Genomic DNA, 23,036 nt, shown 5'->3' with positions numbered 1-23,036 from the left:
TGAGAGAAACGTTCGCCGGGGGTAACGCCGGGGCGACGGCGGGGGAAACCTCGGCTGCTTAGCGTCGGGGCATGGCCCGCTCACACACCGCAACCGGCACGAAACCTGCCGCTGACGCCGACGCAAAGTCCGACGCGTACGGTGACGGCATGCTCCACCCCGCGTCATCCGGATCCGTCGTGGTCGTGGGTGCCGGAATGGTGGCGCACCGCTTCGTCGAGAGCCTCACCAGCCGCGACACCGACGGCCGCTGGTCGATCACGGTGCTCGGCGACGAGGCCCGCGGCCCCTACGACCGGGTCGGGCTGACCGGCATCTTCAGCGGCAAGACGCCCGACGACCTCACGCTCGACCCCGCCGTGCTCGACCACGAGCGGGTTCGCGTCGAGACCGACGCCCGTGTCACCAAGATCGACCGCGAGAACCGCACCGTCACCACCGCGGGCGGCTCCACACACGCCTACGACCGCCTCGTGCTGGCCACCGGCTCCTACGCCGCGCGCCTCGCGCTCGACGGCTTCGACCACCGCGGCTGCTTCGTCTACCGCACGCTCGACGACGTCGCCGGTATGCGCGCCTGGGTCGCCAAGCGCTCGGCGCAGCTCGGTCGACCCCTGCGTGGCGCCGTCGTCGGCGGTGGTCTGCTCGGCCTCGAGGCCGCGGGCGCGCTCCAGGCCGAGGGTGTCTCGCCGTTCGTGCTGCAGTCCAACGAACGCCTCATGTCGGCCCAGCTCGACCTCGGGGGCGCGAAGGCGCTGCAGCGGCTCATCGAAGCGCGCGGCATCGAGGTGCGCACGCAGTCGGTGACGACCCGGGTGGATGCCGACAAGTCCGGCGCCGTGTGCGGCCTGGAGCTGCGAGACGGCACGTGGGAGGCCGTCGACATCGTCGTCTTCACCGTCGGCGTGCGGCCCCGCGACGAGCTCGCCCGCGCGGCGGACCTCGCGGTCGACGCCCGCGGCGGCGTCGTGATCGACGCGGGCTGCGACACGTCCGACCCCTCGATCCTCGCGATCGGCGAGGTCGCGAGCTTCGATGGCCAGTGCATCGGCCTGGTCGCTCCCGGCTACGCGATGGCGGAGGTCGCCGCGACCCGTCTGCTCGGGGGAGAGGCTGCGTTCGACGGCTTCGACACCTCGGCCAAGCTCAAGCTCTCGGGAGTCGAGGTCGCCAGCTTCGGCGACGCGTTCGCCGAGACCCCGAACGCCCTCGACGTCACCTACGCCGACCCGGTGTCGGGCGTGTACAAGAAGCTCGTGCTGAGCGACGACGCGCAGACGCTGCTCGGCGGCATCCTGGTCGGCGACGCCTCGGCGTACACCTCGCTCCGCCCGCTCGTCGGTCGCGCGCTCGGGGGAGACCCGGCCGCCTACCTCATGCCGAGCGATCTCGCCCCGGCCCCGCAGGGCGACCTGCCCGACGACGCGATCGTCTGCTCCTGCAACGGCGTGACCGCCGGCACCGTCCGCGGCGCCGTGACGGAGCACGACTGCGCGGATGCCGCCGAGGTCAAGGCCTGTACCAAGGCGGGGGCTGCGTGCGGTTCGTGCTTCACGCTCGTGAAGAAGCTCGTGGCGACCGAGCTCGCGGCATCCGGAAAAGAAGTCTCGAACGGGCTGTGCGAGCACTTCTCGTTCACCCGCGCGCAGCTGTTCGACGCCGTGCGGATCTCGGGCCTGAGAACCTTCACCGCGATCGTCGAGCGCTTCGGCACCGGACGCGGGTGCGACATCTGCAAGCCGGCTCTCGCGAGCATCCTCGCGAGCCTGTACGCGGAGCACGTGCTCGAGGGAGAGCTCGCGACGATGCAGGACACCAACGACCACGTGATGGCGAACATCCAGCGCGACGGCACGTACAGTGTCGTTCCGCGCATCGCGGGCGGCGAGATCACGCCCGAGGGGCTCGTCGTGATCGGTGAGGTCGCCCGTGACTTCGGGCTCTACACGAAGATCACCGGCGGCCAGCGCATCGACATGTTCGGGGCGCGCCTCGAGCAGCTGCCCGCCATCTGGAAGCGCCTCGTCGACGCCGGCTTCGAGTCGGGGCAGGCGTACGGCAAGTCGCTGCGCACGGTGAAGTCGTGTGTCGGCTCGACCTGGTGCCGATACGGCGTGCAGGACTCCGTGGGCATGGCCGTGCAGCTCGAACTGCGCTACCGGGGCCTCCGCTCGCCGCACAAGATCAAGTTCGGCGTCTCGGGCTGTGCGCGCGAGTGCGCCGAGGCCCGCGGCAAAGACGTCGGCGTGATCGCGACCGAGGCCGGCTGGAACATGTATGTCGGCGGCAACGGCGGCTTCACCCCGCGCCACGCGGTGCTCTTCGCCGAGGGCCTCGACGACGAGGGGCTGCTGCGCGCGATCGACCGCTTCCTGATGTTCTACATCCGCACCGCCGACCGGCTGCAGCGCACCGCGCCCTGGATGGAGGACTACGAGGGCGGCCTCGAGGCGCTCAAGGGCGTCGTGTTCGACGACACCCTCGGCATCGCCGAAGACCTCGACCGGGCGATGGCCGCCCACATCGACAACTACGAGGACGAGTGGGCCGCGACCCTCGCCGACCCCGAGAAGCTCAAGCGGTTCCAGAGCTTCGTCAACGCCCCCGACACGGCCGACCCCACGCTCGCCTACGTGAGCGAGCGCGGTCAGCCCCGCCCCGCCACGGCCGAGGAGCGCACCTCGGGCGCGGTGTTCATCGGCGGCACGACGCTGGCGGTGCGCTCGTGACGATCGTGAACGCGACCAGGACGGATGCCATGACTCCGGATGCCGAGACTCCCGCGGCCGCCATGCCCGGGGCCACCGCCGCACCTGCCCCCGCCTCGCCCGCCGCTCCCGGTTGGACCCGCATCTGCCACGTCGACGACCTTCTCGTCGAGCGCGGAGCGGCCGCCCTCGTCGACGGGCGGCAGATCGCGCTGTTCCGCACCTACGACGGCCGGATCTTCGCGACCGACCAGATCGACCCGTTCAGCGGGGCGGCGATCCTGTCGCGCGGGATCGTCGGCGATCGCGCGGGCGTGCCGACCGTGGCATCCCCGATGTACAAGCAGGTCTTCGACCTGCGTACCGGCGTGTGCCTCGACACGCAGGGCAAGGAACCGCAGAGCGTCCGGGTCCACCCGGTCGCGGTGACCGACGGTGTCGTGTTCGTCCGAATCCAAGGAGACCCCCGATGATCGCTCTCGCAGGACTCGACCTCACCGACCGTCTCGTCGTGTGCGTCGGCGGCGGCTCCGTCGCCGAGAAGCGCATCGCGCGGCTCCGCGCGGCGGGAGCCCGAGTGCGTCTGATCGCCCCGGTCGCGACCGCGGGGCTCACGGCGCTCGCCGTCGCCGGCGACATCGAGTGGCACGAACGCTCCTTCGAGCCCGAAGACCTCGACGACGCCTGGTTCTGCCACACGGCCACGGGCTCGGCATCCGTCGACTCCGACGTCGTGGCCGCCGCCGAGGCGCGCCGCGTGTGGTGCGTCAACGCCGGCCACGGCGGCAAGGGCACCGCACGCCTGGCCGCCGAGACCACGAGCGGCGACGTCATGGTCGGTGTCGTGTCGACCGCGGGCGCCGATCCGCGCCGCACCGTCGCCGTGCGCGACGCCATCGCCCAGCGCCTCGCCGAAGGCGCCCTTCCGCTCCGCCGCCGACGTCGCCCGCTCGTGGGGAGCGTGGCGCTCGTCGGCGGCGGCCCTGGCCCGGTCGACCTGATGACGGTCCGCGCTCGTGCCCTGCTCGCCGAGGCCGACGTCGTCGTGCACGATCGCCTCGGGCCCACCGGCGTTCTCGCCGAACTCGGCGACGACGTCGAGCTGATCGACGTGGGCAAGCGCCCCCAGCACCACCCCGTCCCCCAGGACGAGATCAACGCCCTGATCGTCGACCGCGCCGCGCGGGGCCTGCGCGTCGTGCGACTCAAGGGCGGCGATCCGTTCGTCTACGGACGCGGCGGCGAAGAGGTCATCGCGTGCCGGGCCGCCGGCATCCCCGTCGAGGTCGTCCCGGGGATCTCCAGCTCGATCGCCGTCCCGTCCGCCGCGGGAATCCCCGTGACCCACCGCGGCGTGGCCGGTACCCTGCACGTTGTGAACGGTCAGGAGTCCCCGAGCGAAGCGACACTCGCGGCGCTCCGCGACGACAGCGCCACGGTCGTCGCGCTGATGGGCGTCAGCGCCCTGCCCCGGTTCGTCGCGGCGGCCCGGGCCGCGGGCGCTCCCGAGAGCCGTCCGGTCGCCTTCGTCGAGAACGGCCACACGCCCGCGCAGCGCACGATCCGCACCACGCTCGGAACCGCGATCCAGGATGCCGAGACCCATCGCCTCGCCAACCCCGCGGTCCTGGTGTTCGGCGAGGTCGCCCGGCCCGACCTGCTGCTCCCGGTGACGGTCGCCCAGAGCGAGGGGATCGGGTGACGACACCCGCGCGGACGATCAGCACGGTGCTCCAGGGGTGCACCGTGCTGCTTCCCGTTGATCGCCGGTCGGGGGAGCTGTCCGCCGCGCTCGAGCGCCACGGCGCGCGCGTGCGCATCGCGCCCGCGCTCACGATCGTCCCGCACGTCGATGACGAGGAACTCATCGCGCAGACCCGCACCCTCGTCGAGGACCCGCCCGATGTCGTCGTCGCCACGACCGGTGTGGGATTCCGCGCGTGGATGGAGACGGCGGACGAGGCGGGACTCCACGACACTCTCGCCCCCGTGCTCGACGCCGCGCGGATTGTCGCGCGCGGACCCAAGGCGCGCGGCGCGATCCAGCAGGCAGGATTCGAGGCCGACTGGGTCGCCGAGAGCGAGACGGCGGCAGAGCTCCGCGACTTCCTCGTCGCCGAGGGGATCGAGGGGCTCCACGTCGCCGTCCAGCACCACGGCTCCGGCGCGGACGGCCTCGACGAAGCCTTCGAAGCCGCCGGGGCACGCGTGACGAGCCTCACCATCTACCGATGGGGTCCGCCACCCGACCCCGAGGTCGTTGCGGCGTCGACGCAGCAGGTCGCGCGCGGAGAGATCGACGCCGTGCTCTTCACCTCCGCTCCCGCAGCACGCGAATGGATCCTCGCGGCCGAGCGGGCAGACGCGCTCGACGGGGTGGCATCCCGTGCCGCGCGGGGGCACGTGCTGGTCGCCGCGGTCGGCCCCATCACCGCGGGCCCGCTGATCGAGGCGGGGATCCCCCCGCTCATCCCCGATCGTGGTCGGCTCGGAGCGCTCGTGCGCTCCGTCGTGACGCACTACGGCGGGGCGGACGCCCCGCTCATCCCCACCACGGCGGGGCGCCTCGGCATCCGGTCGTCCGGGATCGTGCTCGACGGCGTCTTCACGCCCCTGCCCCGCACGGGCGTCGAGATCCTGCGCGCGCTCGGCCGCCAGCCCGGGGCAGTGGTCTCGCGCGCCGACCTCATCGCGGCCCTGTCGAGCGCGGAGGCGAGCGGACACGCCGTCGAGGTCGCGGTCGCCCGCACGCGCGAGGCGCTCGGCGAGCTCGACCTCATCCGCACCGTGTACAAGCGCGGCTACCGGCTCGACGTGATCGACGAGGAGGACGCATGACCGCGGTGCTCATCGCCTGCGCGCACGGCACGAGGTTCGAGGAGGGGCGCGTCGTCGTGCGCGAGCTGCTCGAGGTGCTGCGCGAGACCGCGCCCCCGGGCGTCGAGGTGCACGAGGCCTACGTCGACGTGCACGGGCCCTACGTCACGGACGTCGTCGCGGCCGCGCGCGAGCGCACGGACGACATCGTCATCGTGCCGCTGCTGCTGTCGACGGGGTACCACACCGAGGTTGACCTCGTGGAGGCGGCGGACGGCCTTCCCGTGGCTCCCGCGCTCGGCCCGCACCCCGTGCTCGCCGAGATCCTCGTGGACCGCGTGCGCGCGACCGGCGCCGGCGCGGACGACACCGTGGTGCTCGCCGCGGCGGGCTCCACGCGCCCCGGCGCGGTCGTGGACGTCGAGCGGATGGCCGAGCTGATGACGGAGGCCGGGATCGCCGGTCCCGTCGTGGCGGCGTATGCCGCGGCATCCGAACCGCGGATCCCGGATGCCGTGCACGTGGCGCGCAAAGCCGGTCACCGTACCGTCGCGGCGAGCTACGTCCTCGCGCCCGGGCACTTCTCCCGGGTGATCGAGAAGGCGGATGCCGATCTCACCACCGCCCCGATCGGCGCGGACCCGCGTCTCGCGACGGTCGTGTGGGAGAGGTGGGCGGCGGCGCGGAAGGTCGCCCCGGCGGAGGTGGCTGAGCTTGTCGGAGCCTCCGGTGGTCTCGATGGGTCTCGGTCCCTTCGACAGGCTCAGGGACCTGGGTGTGTAGAGGTGGCTGAGCTTGTCGATGCCTCCGGTGGTCTCGATGGGTCTCGGTCCCTTCGACAGGCTCAGGGACCTGGGTGTGTGGAGGTGGCTGAGCTTGTCGTGGCCTCCGGTGGTGTCGATGGGTCTCGGTCCCTTCGACAGGCTCAGGGACCTGGGTGTGTGGAGGTGGCTGAGCTTGTCGATGCCTCCGGTGGTCTCGATGGGTCTCGGTCCCTTCGACAGGCTCAGGGACCGGGGTGTGCGGAGGTGGCTGAGCTTGTCGTGGCCTCCGGTGGTGTCGATGGGTCTCGGTCCCTTCGACAGGCTCAGGGACCGGGGTGTGCGGAGGTGGCTGAGCTTGTCGAAGCCTCCGGTGGTGCGGCCGGGCCGGACCCGTCGACGGACTCAGCGACCTCACGGCGCGGCCTTCTCGCCGCGGTGCGCGACCTGCTCGCGGGCGCTCGCCGCCGCGCCTGAAGGCTGCCGGTCGCTCGCCTGCCGGCATCCCTGGCGCGCCGTGCGGCGCTTGCGTTTTCCGGCCACCTAGGCTCGTGCTTGTGCGGAGGGGAGCGATGGGGGTCGGTCGTCGTCGGTCGCGATGGCGCGCAGCGTCGATTGCCGCCGTCATCGTCGTCGTCGCCCTCGGCGCCGGACTCGCGGCCTTCGCCTTCGTCTTCGTTCCGTTCGTCCTGCCCAACCTGCAGACGAGCGTCGCGGAAACGGATCGTACCGAGAGCGTGCGTGACGCGGGGACGGCGGTCACGGTGGTCGTTCCCGCCGGGTGGAGTGTGCAGCGCGAGAGCGAGGATGCCCCGCGCGTGGTCGTGCGTACTCCCGACGCGAAGCTCTCGATCACCGTCGATGTCGCCGACGCTGACCTGGCCACGGCCGCTTCGACCGCCGGGATCGAGGGTCTTGGACCGCTGCATCGTGAGACGGTGACGACGGGCGCGCCCCTCGTGCACGCTCAAGCAGCCGAGGCGCTCGTCGCCGCCATCGGCGGGGAACGCGCGTCGGGGCGCTTCGTGGTCCGTGTCACCGAGGATGTCTCGCTGGAGGAGTACCGCGCAGAGATCGCCGGTCTGCTCGACACCGTGCGGGTCGAATCGTGAGGCGCGTTCTCGCTCCGATCGTGGGTCTCGTCGCGGCGTTGACGCTGGCCGGGTGCATGCAGCCGAGCGATCCCGACTGGATGCCGCGGGGCTGGAACGCGCAAGACCTGCGGGTCGTGGAGGAGGCGCCGTCGCCCCTCTCAGCCGGAGACGTGCCGGGTCTCGCCGGCGAGCGGGTGCGCAATGACACGCTCGGGGTGCAGGCGCGGGTGGCGGTCGTGCCGGGGGCGCCGGCAGTGAGCACCGCGGCGATGGAACGCCTGCGCGCAGCCATCGACGCGCGCGAGGCGAGCACCGGGCGCGCCATGCGACCCGAGGTCTTCGCTCGCGAGGCCGGACTCGCCGAGCGCCGCTGTGTCGCGGGTTCGACGCTACGCCCCGCCGGCGACGTCATCGCCGATCCGGCGCTGGGCCCGGTCGGGGGCACGGGAACGGCCGTCGTCTGCGACATCCTCGCCGCAACGGCATCCGTCATCGGCCAGCGCATCCGCACGATCGACGCCGTCGGCGGTGCGCCCACCGCAGATCGCGCCGAGGTGTTCTTCGCTGATGTGGCGAGCGGCGAGATCGTGGGAGCGCGCGGGCTGTGGGGTGTCGAGGCGGCAGCGTCCCTGTGGAGTGAGGTGTCCGACATGCTGCGGCGCGAAGCGGGTTCGCTGAGCCTGGCTCCCGTCGACCCGCCCGACGCCGCTGCGGTGGAGGGCTTCGCCGGCATCCTCGACACGACCGTGCCCGCACCCGACGGTTCCTTCGTCTTCCGGCTCCCTGCGGGCTTCACCTCGCCCGCACTCGACGCGCTCGGAGCCGCCGCATCCTCCGCCGAGCGCCTGATCGCCGTTCCTCCCGCTCGAGTGACCGTGCTCGCGTCGCCGCTCGGAGTCACCCTGTCGAATGCCCTGGCTGCGGGCGCGGCCTTCCGGGCACCTGACGCGCCGCCCACGCGCACCGGCACGACCGACTGCCGTCTGGCCGCGTGCGTGGCTCTCACCTTCGACGACGGCCCGGGACCGCTCACCCCCGGCATCCTCGACGCCCTCGCCGCCGAACGATCCTCGGCGACGTTCTACGCCATCGGCCGGAACGTCGCCGGGGGTGCCGACACCCTGCGCCGTATGGTCGCGGAGGGGAACGAGGTCGCCAACCACACGTGGAACCACCCGCAGCTTCCGACGCTCGACGAGGCCGCCGTCGGACGCCAGATCCGCGACACCCAGAACGCCATCCGCGACGCCACCGGTGTCACCCCGACGACGTTCCGCCCCCCGTACGGCGAGTACGACGACAAGGTCCTGAAGGCGGCGGGACTGCCCGCGATCCTGTGGGACGTCGACACGAACGACTGGCAGCAACCCGACCCCGAGGTGCTCGTCACGCGAGCCGTCGACCGCGCGCAACCGCGTTCCATCGTGCTGATGCACGACGTCCACGAACTCACGGCGCGGGTCACGCCCGAGGTGATCCGGGGCCTTCGTGACCGTGGCTTCACCCTCGTCACGGTGACCGAGCTGTTCGGCGGGACAGCACCCCCCTCGGGTGCCTGGCGCAGCGCGCGCTGATCTCGCCGCGTCGCGACCTGGTCTCGGGCGCTCGCCGCCGCGCCTGAGGGGAGCGCTGGGGGAGCGCGGGTAGGGTCTCTCACGCCCATGCATCGCCTTCTCGTCGCCCTTCTGGCCGCTCTCGACGCCGTCCTGGCCGCCGCGGGCGGTATCGCCGTCGTGCTCGCCCCGCTCGCCCTGCTCTGGGTGGCGGGTCTCGGCGGCAACCCCGACTGGAGTGCGCTGTGGCCCGCGACGGCCGCCATCTGGCACCTCGGGCACCTCGTGCCGCTCGCGGTGACCCTCCCCGACACCTACCTCGCGGCCACCGGCATCGACCCCTCGCTCGCGAGCTTCACCCTGTCGCTCGCTCCGCTGGCCTTCGCCGCGTTCACCGCGCTCTTCGCCGCGCGCTCGGGCGTTCGCGCCGCGGAAGCCGGGGCCGGGATCACGGGATGGCTCTCGGGCTCGCTGGTCTTCGCCGCGATCGCGAGCGTCGTCGCGCTGACCGGCAACGCCGCGCTCGTGGCATCCGAGACCTGGCTGGCGATCCTGCTGCCCTCGCTGCTGTTCTTCGTCCCCTCTCTGCTCGGCGCGATCGTCGGGGCCTGGCGCGTCGGCGACGACGGGCCGATCGACGCGCTGCGCGGTCAGCTGTCGCGTCTGCCGGGAGCATGGGCGAGCGTGCCGCCGCTCGCTCTGCGGGGCCTTGCCCTCACCACGCTGGGACTCGTCGGCGCCGGCGGTGTCGTCGTCGTCGCGGGACTCATCGCGCGCTCGACCCAGGTCATCGGCATCTACCAGGCGAGCAACGCGGATGCCATCGGCGCCACCGTCATCGCCCTCTGCCAGCTCATGTACCTCCCGACGCTCGTGCTGTGGGCGGTGGCGTTCATCGCCGGACCGGGGTTCGCGGTCGGCACCGACACCGCGGTCACCCCCGCCGCCACACAGGTCGGCGCGCTCCCCGGCATCCCGGTGCTCGGGGCGATCCCCGACACGACCTCGCCGTGGTTGCTCCTGCTGGTGCTGCTCCCCGTCGGCATCGGCGCGTTGACCGGGTGGATCCTTCGATCCCGGATGCCGCTGACCACCGACCCCGAACCGGTCGGTCCGCGTCTGGTCCTCGCGATCGTCGTCGCGGCGCTCACCGGCGGTGTGGGCGCGCTCATTGCGGTGGCGTCGACGGGAGCGATCGGCCCGGGGCGTCTGGCCCACACCGGCCCGGAGCCGGGCCCGCTCGCCCTGGCCCTCGGCCTCGAGGTGCTGGTCGGCCTCGCGATCCTGCTGCTGAGCCCGCGCTTCGGTCCGGCGGTCGACGACGACACCACGCCGCGCCCGCACGAGGAAACGCGTGACGAGGCGCCCGCGTTCTCGTTCACCCCCGCGCGCGCACGCGCCGTTCGACCGCGACGAGCACGCCACCGGGCCCGCCCCCACCGTGTCGGCACCGGGCGCCGGGATCGCCCACGACGTCTGGCCGAGTTCGTATCGCGCCCCCGGCGAGACCGACCCGGCGGGCGAGCTCAGCGACGACGAGGTGCGCGCGCGCATCCGCGCGGCGTGGGCGAAGCCCGACGACGGCGGTTCGGCGGGGCGGGGCTGAGCGTCACGCGCTCGGCGGGCTCGGACGCACCTGCGTAGACTGGCCTCCGTGCTCACGGTCGCCGTTCTCATCTCCGGCACCGGCTCGAACCTCCGCGCCCTGCTCGAGGCGGCTGCCGCCCCCGACTTCCCGGCGCGCGTGGTCGCGGTCGGTGCGGATCGCGAGGCCGACGGCTTCGCGCACGCCGAGCACTTCGGCATCCCCACATTCCTCGTCCCCTTCAGCGCGTTCGACTCGCGCGAGGAGTGGGGAGCGGAACTGGGGGCACAGCTGGCGGTCTGGAACCCCGACCTCGTCGTGCTGAGCGGGATGATGCGCCTGCTTCCCGCCGACCTCGTCGCCGCGTGGGAACCGCGCATCATCAACACCCACCCCGCGTACCTGCCCGAGTTCCCGGGTGCCCACGGTGTCCGCGACGCGCTCGCCGCGGGCGTCGACCAGACGGGAGCGAGCGTCATCGTCGTCGACTCCGGCGTCGACACGGGCCCGATCCTCGCGCAGGAGCGCATCCCCGTCCTCCCCGGCGACGACGAGCACGCCCTGCACGAGCGCATCAAGCCCGTCGAACGACGTCTGCTGATCGACGTCGTCCGCCGTATCGCCGAGGGCGAGCTCGACCTCGCCGCCGCGGCATCCCGCATCCCCTGATCCCCGCGGGCGGTCGCCCGCTCTTCGAACCGCACGAGACACAGGAGCCGAAGCCATGGCCGGACCCCGCCACGACCCCGCCGACTACCGTCCCCGCGACATCGTCCCGATCCGCCGCGCGCTGGTGTCGGTGAGCGACAAGACCGGCCTTCTCGAGCTCGGAGCCGCTCTCGCGGCGGCCGGGGTCGAGATCGTCTCGACGGGCGGCTCGGCGACGCTGCTGCGCGAGGCCGGTTATGACGTCACCGACGTCTCGGCGGTGACCGGCTTCCCCGAGTCGCTCGACGGTCGCGTGAAGACGCTCCACCCGAACGTCCACGCGGGTCTCCTCGCCGACCTTCGCCTGGCCGGTCACGAAGCGCAGCTCGAAGAGCTCGGCATCCTGCCGTTCGAGCTCGTGGTCGTGAACCTCTACCCGTTCGTCGAGACCGTGGCATCCGGGGCCGAGGGCGACGACGTCGTGGAGCAGATCGACATCGGCGGCCCCGCGATGGTGCGCGCCTCGGCGAAGAACCATGCCAACGTCGCCATCGTCGTCTCGCCCGAGTCGTACCCCGCGATCATCTCGGCCCTACAGAGCGACGGCGGGACCTCGCTGGTGCAGCGCCGCGAGCTCGCCGCCCGCGCGTTCTCGCACACGGCCGCGTACGACACCGCCGTGTCGACGTGGTTCGCCGAGGGAACGCTCGGTGACGACATCGACCTGCCCGCGCACCTGACGATCCAGGCCGAGCGCCTCTCGACCCTGCGCTACGGCGAGAACTCGCACCAGCGCGCCGCGATCTACACGCGCGTCGGCGGCCACGGCATCGCCCAGGCGACGCAGTTGCAGGGCAAGGAGATGTCGTACAACAACTACGTCGACGCCGACGCCGCCCTGCGTGCCGCCTTCGACATGGTCAAGCCCGCCGTCGCGATCATCAAGCACGCGAACCCCTGCGGCATCGCCGTCGCGGCGCCCAACGCGCTCGACCCCATCGCCTCGGCGCACCTGCGCGCGCACGAGTGCGACCCCGTCTCGGCATTCGGCGGCGTGATCGCGGCCAACCGCACGGTGACGCTCAAGATGGCGGAGAACCTGCGCGACATCTTCACCGAGGTGATCATCGCGCCCGACTTCGAGCCCGAGGCGCTCGAGGTGTTTAAGCTCAAGAAGAACCTCCGCGTGCTGCAGCTGCCCACCGACTGGCAGCAGGAGCGCATGGACGTGCGCCTGGTCTCGGGTGGCCTGCTGCTGCAGGATGCCGACCGCTTCCCCGACGACATCGAGTCGGTCGCGAAGGACTGGGAGCTCGTCTCGGGCGAGCGTCCCGCCGAGGCCGACATGGAGAGCCTGATCTTCGCGTGGAAGTCGTGCCGCGCGGTGAAGTCGAACGCGATCGTGCTCGCGCAGGCTTCGGCCACGGTCGGCATCGGCATGGGGCAGGTCAACCGTGTGGATTCGTGCCGCCTCGCCGTCGAGCGCGCGGGCGACCGTGCCCGCGGTTCGATCGCGGCATCCGACGCCTTCTTCCCCTTCGCCGACGGCCCGCAGGTGCTGATCGACGCCGGGATCTCGGCGATCATCCAGCCCGGTGGCTCGGTCCGCGACGGCGAGGTCATCGACGCCGCGCGCGCCGCCGGCGTCACGATGTTCTTCACCGGGGAGCGTCACTTCTTCCACTGACCCGCGCTGTCCCGCCGCCCCCGCGACTTCGGTTGCGGGGGCGGCGTGCGTTTCGGGCGGGGTTGCGGTGTGGGGTGGTGCGGCGGGGTGCGGGCGCCGGGGTTGCGGCGTGGTGCGGGGCGGGGCGGCGCACTGGTGCGGCATAAACGCCGTTTGCTCGCATAAACGCGTGGTGCTCGTGTTTATGCGCGTGGATCGCGTTTATGGGTGTGGGCATGGCGGGTTGGGGGCGCGCGGGTGTGCGAGCGGGCATGCGTTGGCGGGGCTCTGGCCGGTGCGAGGGCGGGCCGCGCTGGCGGCGCGCTGGGTGCTGCGGGGCGGGCTGCGGCGGCATAAACGCCGTTTGCTCGCATAAACGCGTGGGGCACGTGTTTATGTGCGTGGATCGCGTTTATGGATGTGGGCGTGGCGGGTTGGGCCCGCGTCGGTGTGCGAGTGGGCACGCGCTGGCGGCGCGCCTCGGTGCCGCGGGCTGGGATGCCTCGATGAGGCGCGGGGTGCCGCGCGGGCGGAGTGCCGCGGCATAAACGCTGTTTGCTTGCATAAACGCGTGGTGCGCGTGTTTATGTGCGTAGATCGCGTTTATGCGTGGTCGTGGCGGTGCGGAGCGTAGAGCGCGGGGCGCGGGGGCCCCGCGGCTCAGGCGCTCAGCGCGACGAGCTTCGCGATCGTGTTCGCGTTGCGGGCGGTACCCGTGACGCCGAGGCGCTTCTCGAACCAACCGGCCTGCAGCTTCGACCCGCCGATGCCCTCGGGATACCGCACGAACACCTCGCGGCCGTCGAGCACGGCCTCCTCGGGCATGCCATCGGGCACCTCGAGCGCGACGACCGGTGCCGCGTCGAGGAACACCGTCTGCACCCAGCGTCCCTCCGACGCGTCGGCGAACGGGTTCCGGGCGTGCGCATCGGCGAGCTCGGCGTGCGAGCGAACGATCACCGGAAGGTCGTGGCCGAACGCTGCGCGCACGGCATCCCGAATCGCCCGTGCGATCTCGTCGGTGGAGCGGCCGCCGTCATCGAGCACGACGTTCCCCGCCACCTGGAGCGTCTCGACCTCGCCGAGACCCGCGGATGCCAACACCTCGCGCAGTGCGGGCATCTTCATGGCCGTGGGTCCACCGACCCCGCGGATGAGCGCGACGGAACGCGGCATGGCGCCAGATTACGCGCTGTCGCGGCCGAGCGTCTCGAGGAGGCGCAGCCAGACCTCGCTGACCGTGGGGTACGACGGCACGGCGTGCCAGAGCCGCTTGATCGGCACTTCGCCGACGATGGCGATCGTCGCGGAGTGCAACAGCTCGGCGATGTCGGGACCGACGAACGTCGCCCCGACGAGAACGCCACGGTCGAGGTCGACGATCACGCGGGCCTTGCCGACGTACGCGTCGGACTGCTCGCTGGAGCCCGCGACGTGCGCCAGGTCGTAGTCGAGCACCTTCACGTTCAGCCCGCGCTTCTCGGCGGCGGCGGCGGTGAGACCGACGGATGCCACCTCGGGATCGGTGAACGTCACCTGCGGCACCGCGTCGTGGTCGGCGGTGGCGACATGAGCGCCCCACGGGGCGTCGTCGACCTCGCCACCCTGCGCCCGCGCGGCGATCACGTCGCCCGCGGCGCGGGCCTGGTACTTGCCCTGGTGGGTCAGGAGCGCGCGGTGGTTGACATCGCCGACGGCGTACAACCAGTCGAAGCCCCGCACGAGGAGGGTGTCGTCGACGTCGAGCCACGACCCCTCTTCCAGCCCGACGGTCTCGAGGCCGAGGTCGGTGGTACGGGGAACGCGGCCGGTGGCCACGAGAAGCTCGTCGGCGGTGACGGTGGTGCCGTCGGACAGCTCGAGCACGCGGCGCCCGTCGTCGTCGCGGCGGGCGGCCGTGGCATCCACGCCCGTCTTCACCGTGACACCGCGCTCGCGGAGCGAATCCGCGACCAGCTCGCCGGCGAACGGCTCGGTGCCGCCCAGCAGCCCCGAGCGCGCGATGATCGTGACCTCGGCGCCGAGGCTCGCGAAGGCCGTCGCCATCTCGGCGCCGACGACGCCGCCGCCGAGGATCGCGAGCGAGGCCGGGACGATCTGTACCGCGGTCGCCTCGCGGCTCGTCCACGGCTCGATGTCGGCGAGCCCCGGGATGCCGGGAAGCAGTGCCGCGGAACCCGTGCACACCGCGACCGCGTGGCGCGCGACGAGGTCGGTGGTGGTGCCGTCGTCGGCCGTGACGCGCACCGTCTTCTCTCCGGTGAGGCGGCCGTGGCCGCGCACGAGCTCGATGCCCGCACCCTCGAGCCACGAGACCTGACCGGCGTCGTCCCAATTACTCGTCATCGTGTCGCGGCGACGAAGGACAGCGGCGACGTCGAGGTCGCCGGTGACGGCCTGCTTCGAACCGTCGACATCTCGTGCGGCGCGGAGCGCAGCTCCACTGCGCAGCAGCGCCTTCGACGGCATGCACGCCCAGTAGGAGCACTCGCCGCCGACCAGCTCGGATTCGACGATCACGGCGGTGAGCCCCGCCTGCACGGCGCGGTCGGCGACGTTCTCTCCGACGGGGCCGGCTCCGATGACGATGAGGTCGTACTCGCGTTCGCTCATGTCCTCACGCTATCGAGGGCCTCCGACATCGGGGAGGGGTTGCGGCACGGGCGCGCGAGGCTGAGGTTCGGGGCGCGAGTTCCCGTGCGGCGCGCGCGAAGCCGCGCCCCGCACGGAGGAATGCGCCCCAACCCGAATCAACCGAGGGTGCACCGCCGCGCGTCGCGAGCGGCGAGGGCTTGACGTTCGACCTGAACCGGTTTAGTCTCGATCCCACTGAACCGGTTTAGGTCGACAGATGCCACGACGAGGTGCACCATGACGAACGAGACGCGACCCACCATCGCCGACGTCGCGCGCCGCGCCGGCGTCAGCAAGGGCCTCGTGTCGTTCGCGCTGAACGGCCGCGCCGGCGTCGCCCCCGACACACGTGACCGCATCCTCTCCGTCGCCGCCGAGATGGGGTGGAGCCCGAGCCTGCGGGCGCGGTCGCTCAGCGTCGGCCGCGCCTTCGCGTGCGGCCTGGTCATCGGCCGCAGCCCCGACGTCATCGCCGCCGATCCGTTCTTCCCCTCGTTCATCGCGGGCGTCGAGGACGAGTTCTCCGTCTCGGGACAGGTCCTCGTGCTCGCGGCCGCCACTCCGGGCCGTCACGAAGAGGAGACCTACCGCGGACTCGCGGCCGACCGTCGCGTCGACGGCGTGATCCTCTCCGACCTCCGAGCCGACGATCCGCGGATCGACCTCGTCGCGAGCCTCGGTATCGCGGCCGTCACCCTCGGCGTCCCCGACGTCGACAGCCCCTTCACCTCGGTCTCGGTCGACGACGGCGCCGGCATCCGCCTCGCCGTCGACCACCTCGCCGACCTCGGGCACACCGACATCGCCCACGTCGCGGGACCCTTCGCGATGCTGCACGGACGCCACCGCGCCGCGGCGTTCGAGGCCGCGGCGCGAGCGCGCGGCATCCGGGCCCGTGTCGTCGAGACGGACTTCAGCGCCGCCGACGGGGCGCGGGCCACCACGGCCCTGCTCGACGCCGAGGTCACGCCCACGGCGATCGTGTACTCGAACGACAACATGGCCGTCGCGGGGCTCGGCACGGCGCAGCGCCGCGGCCTGTCGGTGCCCCGCGACCTCTCGATCACCGGGTTTGACGACACCGAACTCGGCCGGCACCTGTTCCCCGCCCTCACGAGCGTCTCCACCGACGCGCGGGGCTGGGGAGCGGCCGCGGCCCGCGCTCTGCTCGCCGCGATCGGCGGAGCCGCCGCGGAGGCCCAGACCCTCGCCGACCCCGGTCTGCAGGTGCGCGACTCCACCGCGCCGCCGACCCGAAGCTGACACCCGCGGGCCCCCGCCCGCCCCACAAGGAGGAAGACATGCGACGACGCATTCTCGCCACAGCAGTAGCCGCCACCGGCATCCTCGCCCTCTCCGCGTGCAGCGGAGGCGGCGGCGGAACATCCGGAATGGATGCCAAAGGCCCCATCACCATCTGGTACTCGAACAACTCCGCGGAGATCGCGTGGGGCCAGCAGATGGTCGAGGCCTGGAACGCCGACCACCCCGACGAGCAGATCACGGCGCAGGAGATCCCCGCGGGGTCCTCCAGTGAAGAGGTCATCGGCGCGGCGATCACCGCCGGCAACGCCCCCTGCCTGGTCTTCAACACCTCGCCCGCTGCCGTGCCCGGGTTCCAGCGCCAGGGCGGCCTCGTGAACCTGTCGGACTTCCCCGACGGCGAGCAGTACATCACCGAGCGCAGCGGCGACCTCGCCGACCAGTACCGCTCCGACGACGGCGGCTTCTACCAGCTGCCGTGGAAGAGCAACCCGGTGATGATCTTCTACAACAAGGACCTGTTCGCCAAGGCCGGTCTCGACCCCGAGAAGCCGCAGCTGTCGACGTACGACGAGTTCCTCGCCACCTCGCAGAAGCTGAAGGCGGCGGGCGTCTCGGACTACGCCATCAACCCGGCGCCCACGAGCGAGTTCTTCCAGTCGTGGTTCGACTTCTACCCGCTGTACGCCGCGCAGACCGGCGGCAAGCAGCTCGTCGAGGACGGCAAGGCCACCTTCAACGACGCCGATGGTGAGGCCGTCGCGAACTTCTGGCGCACGATCTACACCGACAAGCTCGCCGGCAACGAGCAGTACCAGGGCGACGCGTTCGCCGACGGCAAGGCCGCGATGGCGATCGTCGGGCCGTGGGCCGTGTCGGTCTACAAGGACAAGGTCAACTGGGGCGCCGTGCCCGTCCCCACCGAGAAGGGCACCGCGGCCGATCAGACGTGGACCTTCAGCGACGCGAAGAACGTCGGCCTCTTCACCGCGTGCCAGAACAAGGGCACCGCGTGGGAGGTGCTGAAGTTCGCCACCAGCCAGGAGCAGGACGGGAAGTGGCTCGAAGAGACGGGTCAGATGCCGCTCCGCACCGACCTGACCACCACCTACGCCGACTACTTCAGCGCCAACCCGGCGTACCAGCAGTTCGGCGACCAGGCCGCGCGCACCGTCGAGGTGCCGAACGTCGTCAGCTCGGTCGAAATCTGGCAGGCGTTCCGCGACGAGTACTCCACCTCGGTCATCTTCGGCGAAGAGGACGTGAACACCTTCCTCTCCAACGCCCAGACCCAGATCGACCAGCTCGCGGCGGGGAAGTGACATGACCGTCGATCTCACCCGCACGCCCGGACGGACCGGGGGCGACCCCGGGCGGTCCGGTCGTGCGGGGGGAGCGGGGGATGCCGGGAAGAAGCGACGTCGCCTCCTCGGAGCGCAGCCGCTCGGCATCCTGTTCTCCGCTCCGTACCTGATCTTCATCGCGGTCGTCTTCGCGTACCCCATCGTGTTCGCGGTGTGGATGTCGTTCCACGACTACTTCTTCACCGCCCCGGGCGCGAACGTCGCGCGGCCGTTCGTCGGGCTCGACAACTACGTCACGGCCCTGAGCGATCCGGCCGTGTGGCGATCGTTCGGCAACGTCGGGATCTTCCTGCTCATCAACGTCCCGCTGACGGTCGTGCTGTCGATCGTGCTGGCCACGGCGCTGGACCGCGTGGTGCGCGCCCGCGCGTTCTTCCGGGTCGCGTTCTACGTGCCCTACGTCACGGCATCCGTCGCCGTGGTCGCAGTGTGGCTCTTCCTGTTCTCGAACGACGGGCTGATCAACAACGCCCTCGGGCCGCTCGCGCCGAACCCGTCGTGGCTGGTCAACTCGGCGCTGGCGATGCCGACGATCGCGCTTTTCGTGACGTGGAAGGGGCTTGGGTTCTACATCCTGCTGTACCTCGCCGCCCTCCAGAACGTGCAGCGCGAGCTGTACGAATCGGTCGCGGTGGACGGCGGCGGACGCCTGCGGCAGTTCTTCTCGGTGACCGTCCCGGGCGTGCGCCCGGCGACCTTCCTCGTCGTGCTGCTGGCGACGATCACCGGCGCGAACCTCTTCACCGAGCCGTACCTGCTCACCAACGGCGGCGGCCCCAACGGGGCGTCGACGTCGCCCGTGCTCCTCATCTACCAGAAGGGCATCGAGCAGCAGAACCCCGACGTCGCCGCGGCCATCGGGGTGGTGCTGATCATCTTCGTGCTGATCATCGCGGCGCTCCAACGCCGTTTCGTGGGGAGGGAGGAATCATGAAGACCAAGATCGTGACCTACGGCGTCCTGACGCTCGGCGCCCTGGCGTTCCTGTTCCCCTTTTACTACATGGTCGTGGGCTCGCTGCAGACGAACCCGGACTCCACGATCGCGGGGGCGTTCCCGCACCCATCGAACCTGACGCTGGAGAACTACACGGCGATCGACGGACGCATCAATCTGCTGAAGGGCTTGGTCAACTCGGGGATCTTCACCGGGGGAGTGATCCTCGGCACGATCGTGTTCGGGGTGCTCGCCGGGTACGCGCTGGCGGTGCTGAAATGGCGCGGCGCGGTCCGCGACCTTCGCGCTCGTGCTGCTGGTGCAGGTGATCCCGTTTCAGCTGCTCATGATCCCGCTGTACGTCATGATCGCCCGCGACTACGGGTTGAGCGACAGCTACCTCGGCATGATCCTGCCGTTCTTCATCAACTCCACGGCGGTCGTGATCTTCCGGCAGTACTTCCTGCAGCTCCCCAGGGAGCTGTTCGACGCCGCCCGGATCGACGGGGCCAATGAGTTCCGGCTGCTGTGGAGCGTCGCGCTGCCGCTCGTGCGGCCGGCTCTGCTGACCGCGGTGCTGCTGACCTTCATCGGTCCGTGGAACGAGTTCCTGTGGCCCTTCCTCATCACGAAGGACTCCACGATGCAGCCGCTCGCGGTGTCGCTGGCGAACTTCATCTCCACGATCGCCGCCTCCACCACCAACCCCTTCGGCGCGATGATGGCCGGCGCCGTCGTGCTCGCCGCCCCCGCGGTGGCGCTGTTCCTGATCTTCCAGCGCTACTTCACCTCCAACGACCTCGGATCCGGAGTGAAAGGATGACAATGACCCCCGAATCCCCCGTCCCCTACCGCCTCACACGTGTGGGTGTGGTGATGACCCCCGAGCCCGGCAACATCGACGAAGCCGAGGGGGTGCTCAACCCGGCCTCGGGTCGCGGCCCCGACGGTGAGCTGTACCTGCTGCCGCGCCTGGTCGCCGAGGGCAACGTCTCGCGCGTGGGCCTCGCCCGCGTCGTCGTCGAGGACGGTGTGCCCGTCGCCGTGGAACGCGAGGGCGTGGTGCTCCAGCCCGACCGCGGGTGGGAGCGCGGTGCCGATAACGCCGGAACCGAAGACCCGCGCACGACCTGGATCGAGGCGCTGGGCCTGCACGTCATGACGTACGTCGCCTATGGCCCCCTGGGCCCGCGCACCGCCGTCGCCGTCTCCGAGGACCTGCGCGACTGGCGGCGGCTCGGACCCGTGCTGTTCCGCTACCAGGACGACCTCGACATGGACCTGAACCTGTTCCACAACAAGGACACGGTCTTCTTCCCCGAGACGGTCACGGCCCCCGACGGCAGCGAGGCGTTCGCGGTGCTGCACCGCCCCATGTGGGACCTCGGCGAGACCAAGCCCGGGCAGGGCGTGCGGGTGCCGGCCGGCGTCGAGGACGAGCGGCAGTCCATCTGGATCAGCTACGTGCCCGTGGCATCCGTCCGCGAGGACCTCGCGAACCTCGCGCTGTGGGAACAGCACCGGTTCGTCGCGGGTCCCGCGTTCCCGTTCGAGGCCGTGAAGATCGGCGGGGGACCGCCCCCGCTGCGGATCCCCGAGGGCTGGCTCGTGCTGCACCACGGCGTGACCGGCGTGATCGACAGCGCGTTCTCGCAGCAGCAGAAGGTCAACTACGCCGCGGGTGCCCTGATCCTGGATGCCGATGACCCGAGCCGCGTGATCGCCCGGACGCCCGAGCCGCTGCTGGCCCCCGAGACCGACGACGAGCGCAGCGGCATCGTGCCCAACGTGGTCTTCCCGACCGCGATCGAGGAGATCGACGGCCGACACTTCGTGTTCTACGGCATGGCCGACTCGAAGATCGGCGTCGCCCTGCTCGAGCGCACCGACTGACGCCGCCGCGCCGCGTCCGAGCCCCACCGCTCGGGCGCGGCGTGCGGCATCCACCCCCCATCGAAAGGATCCCCCTCCCATGAACGCACGATGGAGTGCGCGCATCTCGGCGGCTGTCGCTGCCGTCGCCCTGGCCGTGCCAGTCACCGCGGGTCCGGCGTCGGCCCTCGCGACCTCGTCCACCGCCACGGCCGAGGTCGCCCCGGCCGCGCCGCTGACGAACCTCGCCCATCTCGACTTCCTCCTCGACGAGGCCATCCCTCCCACGGGCGTCGAGGGCCATTCGACCTACCGTCAGGCCGAGGAGCCGACCCTCCTCGCTCCGTGGACGTATGCCGATGCCCGCGACGGCGGCACCTTCGAGCGCGTCGGCGGAGGTCCGCTCGACGCCGCGAGCGGTCACTGGGGTCAGGGTGCTTTCAACGCCGACGACAACACCCGCGCCGCCGTCGTCTACCTCCGGCACTGGAAGCAGACCGGAGACGCAGACAGTCGGCACAAGGCCTACGAGCTGTTGCGGACGGTCGCGTACCACCAGACGACGGACGGCCCCTCGGCCGGCAACGTCGTGCTCTGGATGCAGCCGGACGGCGAGCTCAACCCGTCCGCCGAGCCCGTCGAGCTGCCCGACCCGTCCGACTCGGGCCCGAGCTATTGGACGGCGCGCACGGTCTGGGCGCTGGGCGAAGGGTACGCGGCCTTCGTCGACGACGACCCCGCTTTCGCCGCGTTCCTCAAGGACCGTCTCGCGCTCTCACGCGGCGCGATCGAACGCGACGTGCTGTCGAAGTACGGTCAGTACACCGAGGCGGACGGCATGCGCGTGCCCGCGTGGCTCATCGTCGACGGGGCGGATGCCTCGGCCGAGGCCGTCCTCGGCCTGACCGCGGCGGTGCGCGCCGGTGACGACACCTCTGCCGCGGCGGCGCGACAGCTCGCCGAGGGCATCGCGGCCATGGCATCCGGGGACACCCGTCAGTGGCCGTACGGCGCGATCCTGCCGTGGGCGCAATCGCCCGCGATGTGGCACGCGTGGGGTTCGCAGATGCCCGCGGCCCTCGCCGAGGCGGGAGACCTCTTCGGCGACGATGCGCTCGTCGCCCCGGCGATCACGGATGCCACGAGCTTCACCACCACGCTGCTGACAGCGGGAGGGCCGGACAACGGCTGGTTCCCGAGCCCCACCGATCGCGTCCAGATCGCGTACGGTGCGGACTCGCGCGTGCAGTCGCTGCTCGCCCTGGCCGACACGACCGGATCGTCGGCATTCGCCGAGCTCGCGGGACTGCAAGCCGCGTGGTTCTTCGGCGCGAACCACGCCGGAGCCCGGATGTACGACCCGTCGACCGGTGTGACCTTCGACGGCCTCCAGCCCGACGGGACCGTGAACCGGAACAGCGGCGCGGAGTCGACCATCCACGGGCTCTTGACCGCGCTCGCCCTCGACGCGCACCCCGATGTGGCCGCGCGTGCGACGGCCCTCACGTCCGTCACCGACCGCGTCGGCCTGACGTTCGTCCAGGCGGAGGATGCCAGTTCCACCGACGGCACCGTGTCGACGCCGACGTCGTGGACGGGCGAGTCGAGCTGGTTGGGCGACGCTCTCACCCTGAAGCCCGGACAGAGCGCGACGTGGGACATCGGTTCCGCCGACACGAAGCGCTGGGTCGAGCCGGTCGTGTTCTCGCAGCCGGGGGAGCAGTCGCTCTCGCGCTGGCGCGGGAACGGGGCGCTGAAGATCACCGGCCCCGCGCAGGGCATCTCGCCGACGCCCGGCGCGCTGCTGCCGCACGCGCTCACCGCCCCCGTGTCCGAGCGGCAGACGGAGCTGAACGTCGCGGCGCAGCGCGGCGACCTCGTGCTTGACGGGCTCATCGTGCGGCCGTTCGTGTCGCGCCTCGTGCTCGAGGGTGCCGGAAGCCGCAGCGAGCTCGTGCAGTCGAGCGCGCCGGGGGCGCAGCGCACGACCGTCTCGGGAGGCGGAACGGTGCGCGTCTACGACGCCCGCGGTGCGCTGCTTCGCACGACCGCGTTCGACGGTGAGACCACGGTGGTCCTGCCCTCCGGCGGGTTCGCGATTGCGGAGCGCTGACGCTTCCTGCTCGTGAGGCGTT

General features: G+C 71.6%; 17 protein-coding genes and 1 pseudogene. 16 read left to right on the top strand and 2 right to left on the bottom strand.

Going from position 1 to position 23,036, the window contains the following annotated elements; genetic code table 11:
- Positions 1-149 precede the first annotated feature (149 nt).
- From nirB to purH, 10 genes are all read left to right on the top strand, one after another.
- Positions 150-2,729, top strand: a complete 2,580-nt coding sequence (gene nirB / locus QE388_RS01755) for a nitrite reductase large subunit NirB (RefSeq protein ID WP_307387035.1) — start codon at positions 150-152, stop codon at positions 2,727-2,729.
- A gap of 62 nt (positions 2,730-2,791) precedes the next feature.
- Complete coding sequence (nirD, locus tag QE388_RS01750) at positions 2,792-3,181, top strand: nitrite reductase small subunit NirD (RefSeq protein WP_307387033.1); 390 nt, start codon at positions 2,792-2,794, stop codon at positions 3,179-3,181.
- On the top strand, positions 3,178-4,410 hold the full coding sequence (gene cobA, locus QE388_RS01745) for a uroporphyrinogen-III C-methyltransferase (RefSeq protein ID WP_307382514.1): 1,233 nt from the start codon (positions 3,178-3,180) through the stop codon (positions 4,408-4,410). The genes nirD and cobA overlap by 4 nt, the downstream gene beginning before the upstream one ends.
- The gene (locus QE388_RS01740; protein ID WP_307382512.1) at positions 4,407-5,546 is read left to right on the top strand and encodes a uroporphyrinogen-III synthase; all 1,140 of its coding nucleotides are present in this window, start codon (positions 4,407-4,409) and stop codon (positions 5,544-5,546) included. Before cobA ends, QE388_RS01740 begins: the two co-directional genes overlap by 4 nt.
- Positions 5,543-6,763 (top strand): sirohydrochlorin chelatase, encoded by a 1,221-nt coding sequence (locus QE388_RS01735; protein ID WP_307382511.1) that lies wholly within the window; start codon positions 5,543-5,545, stop codon positions 6,761-6,763. Before QE388_RS01740 ends, QE388_RS01735 begins: the two co-directional genes overlap by 4 nt.
- A gap of 95 nt (positions 6,764-6,858) precedes the next feature.
- Positions 6,859-7,398 (top strand): hypothetical protein, encoded by a 540-nt coding sequence (locus QE388_RS01730; protein ID WP_275797436.1) that lies wholly within the window; start codon positions 6,859-6,861, stop codon positions 7,396-7,398.
- The gene (locus QE388_RS01725; RefSeq protein ID WP_307382509.1) at positions 7,395-8,954 is read left to right on the top strand and encodes a polysaccharide deacetylase family protein; all 1,560 of its coding nucleotides are present in this window, start codon (positions 7,395-7,397) and stop codon (positions 8,952-8,954) included. Before QE388_RS01730 ends, QE388_RS01725 begins: the two co-directional genes overlap by 4 nt.
- An 87-nt stretch (positions 8,955-9,041) precedes the next feature.
- Positions 9,042-10,577, top strand: a complete 1,536-nt coding sequence (locus QE388_RS01720; protein WP_307382507.1) for a DUF6350 family protein — start codon at positions 9,042-9,044, stop codon at positions 10,575-10,577.
- Between the two features lie 10 nt (positions 10,578-10,587).
- Positions 10,588-11,187, top strand: coding sequence for a phosphoribosylglycinamide formyltransferase (gene purN / locus QE388_RS01715; RefSeq protein ID WP_307382506.1), 600 nt, complete (start codon positions 10,588-10,590; stop codon positions 11,185-11,187).
- 55 nt (positions 11,188-11,242) lie between these two features.
- On the top strand, positions 11,243-12,853 hold the full coding sequence (purH, locus tag QE388_RS01710; protein WP_275797428.1) for a bifunctional phosphoribosylaminoimidazolecarboxamide formyltransferase/IMP cyclohydrolase: 1,611 nt from the start codon (positions 11,243-11,245) through the stop codon (positions 12,851-12,853).
- A gap of 639 nt (positions 12,854-13,492) precedes the next feature.
- Here purH and QE388_RS01705 read toward each other — a convergent pair.
- Positions 13,493-14,008, bottom strand: a complete 516-nt coding sequence (locus tag QE388_RS01705; RefSeq protein ID WP_307382503.1) for a DUF1697 domain-containing protein — start codon at positions 14,006-14,008, stop codon at positions 13,493-13,495.
- A gap of 9 nt (positions 14,009-14,017) precedes the next feature.
- A complete protein-coding gene (locus QE388_RS01700) occupies positions 14,018-15,445 on the bottom strand; it encodes an NAD(P)/FAD-dependent oxidoreductase (protein WP_307382501.1) in 1,428 nt (475 codons plus the stop codon).
- A gap of 258 nt (positions 15,446-15,703) precedes the next feature.
- Between QE388_RS01700 and QE388_RS01695 the strand changes: the two genes are divergently transcribed.
- The 6 genes and pseudogenes from QE388_RS01695 (at position 15,704) to QE388_RS01670 (ending at position 23,014) form a co-directional block, all read left to right on the top strand.
- Positions 15,704-16,729, top strand: coding sequence for a LacI family DNA-binding transcriptional regulator (locus QE388_RS01695; RefSeq protein ID WP_307382500.1), 1,026 nt, complete (start codon positions 15,704-15,706; stop codon positions 16,727-16,729).
- Between the two features lie 38 nt (positions 16,730-16,767).
- Positions 16,768-18,051, top strand: coding sequence for an extracellular solute-binding protein (locus QE388_RS01690; protein ID WP_307382498.1), 1,284 nt, complete (start codon positions 16,768-16,770; stop codon positions 18,049-18,051).
- 1 nt (position 18,052) lies between these two features.
- On the top strand, positions 18,053-19,027 hold the full coding sequence (locus tag QE388_RS01685; protein WP_307382496.1) for a carbohydrate ABC transporter permease: 975 nt from the start codon (positions 18,053-18,055) through the stop codon (positions 19,025-19,027).
- Positions 19,024-19,852: pseudogene (locus QE388_RS01680) on the top strand (carbohydrate ABC transporter permease). Before QE388_RS01685 ends, QE388_RS01680 begins: the two are co-directional and overlap by 4 nt.
- A 2-nt stretch (positions 19,853-19,854) precedes the next feature.
- Entirely contained in the window at positions 19,855-20,922 is a 1,068-nt protein-coding gene (locus tag QE388_RS01675; protein WP_307382494.1) for a glycosidase, read from the top strand.
- Between the two features lie 79 nt (positions 20,923-21,001).
- On the top strand, positions 21,002-23,014 hold the full coding sequence (locus QE388_RS01670) for a hypothetical protein (RefSeq protein WP_307382493.1): 2,013 nt from the start codon (positions 21,002-21,004) through the stop codon (positions 23,012-23,014).
- Positions 23,015-23,036 lie beyond the last annotated feature (22 nt).

The sequence above is a fragment of the Microbacterium sp. SORGH_AS_0969 genome, from assembly GCF_030818255.1.
GTDB lineage: Bacteria > Actinomycetota > Actinomycetes > Actinomycetales > Microbacteriaceae > Microbacterium.
This window is presented reverse-complemented; position numbering and strand designations above follow the sequence as displayed.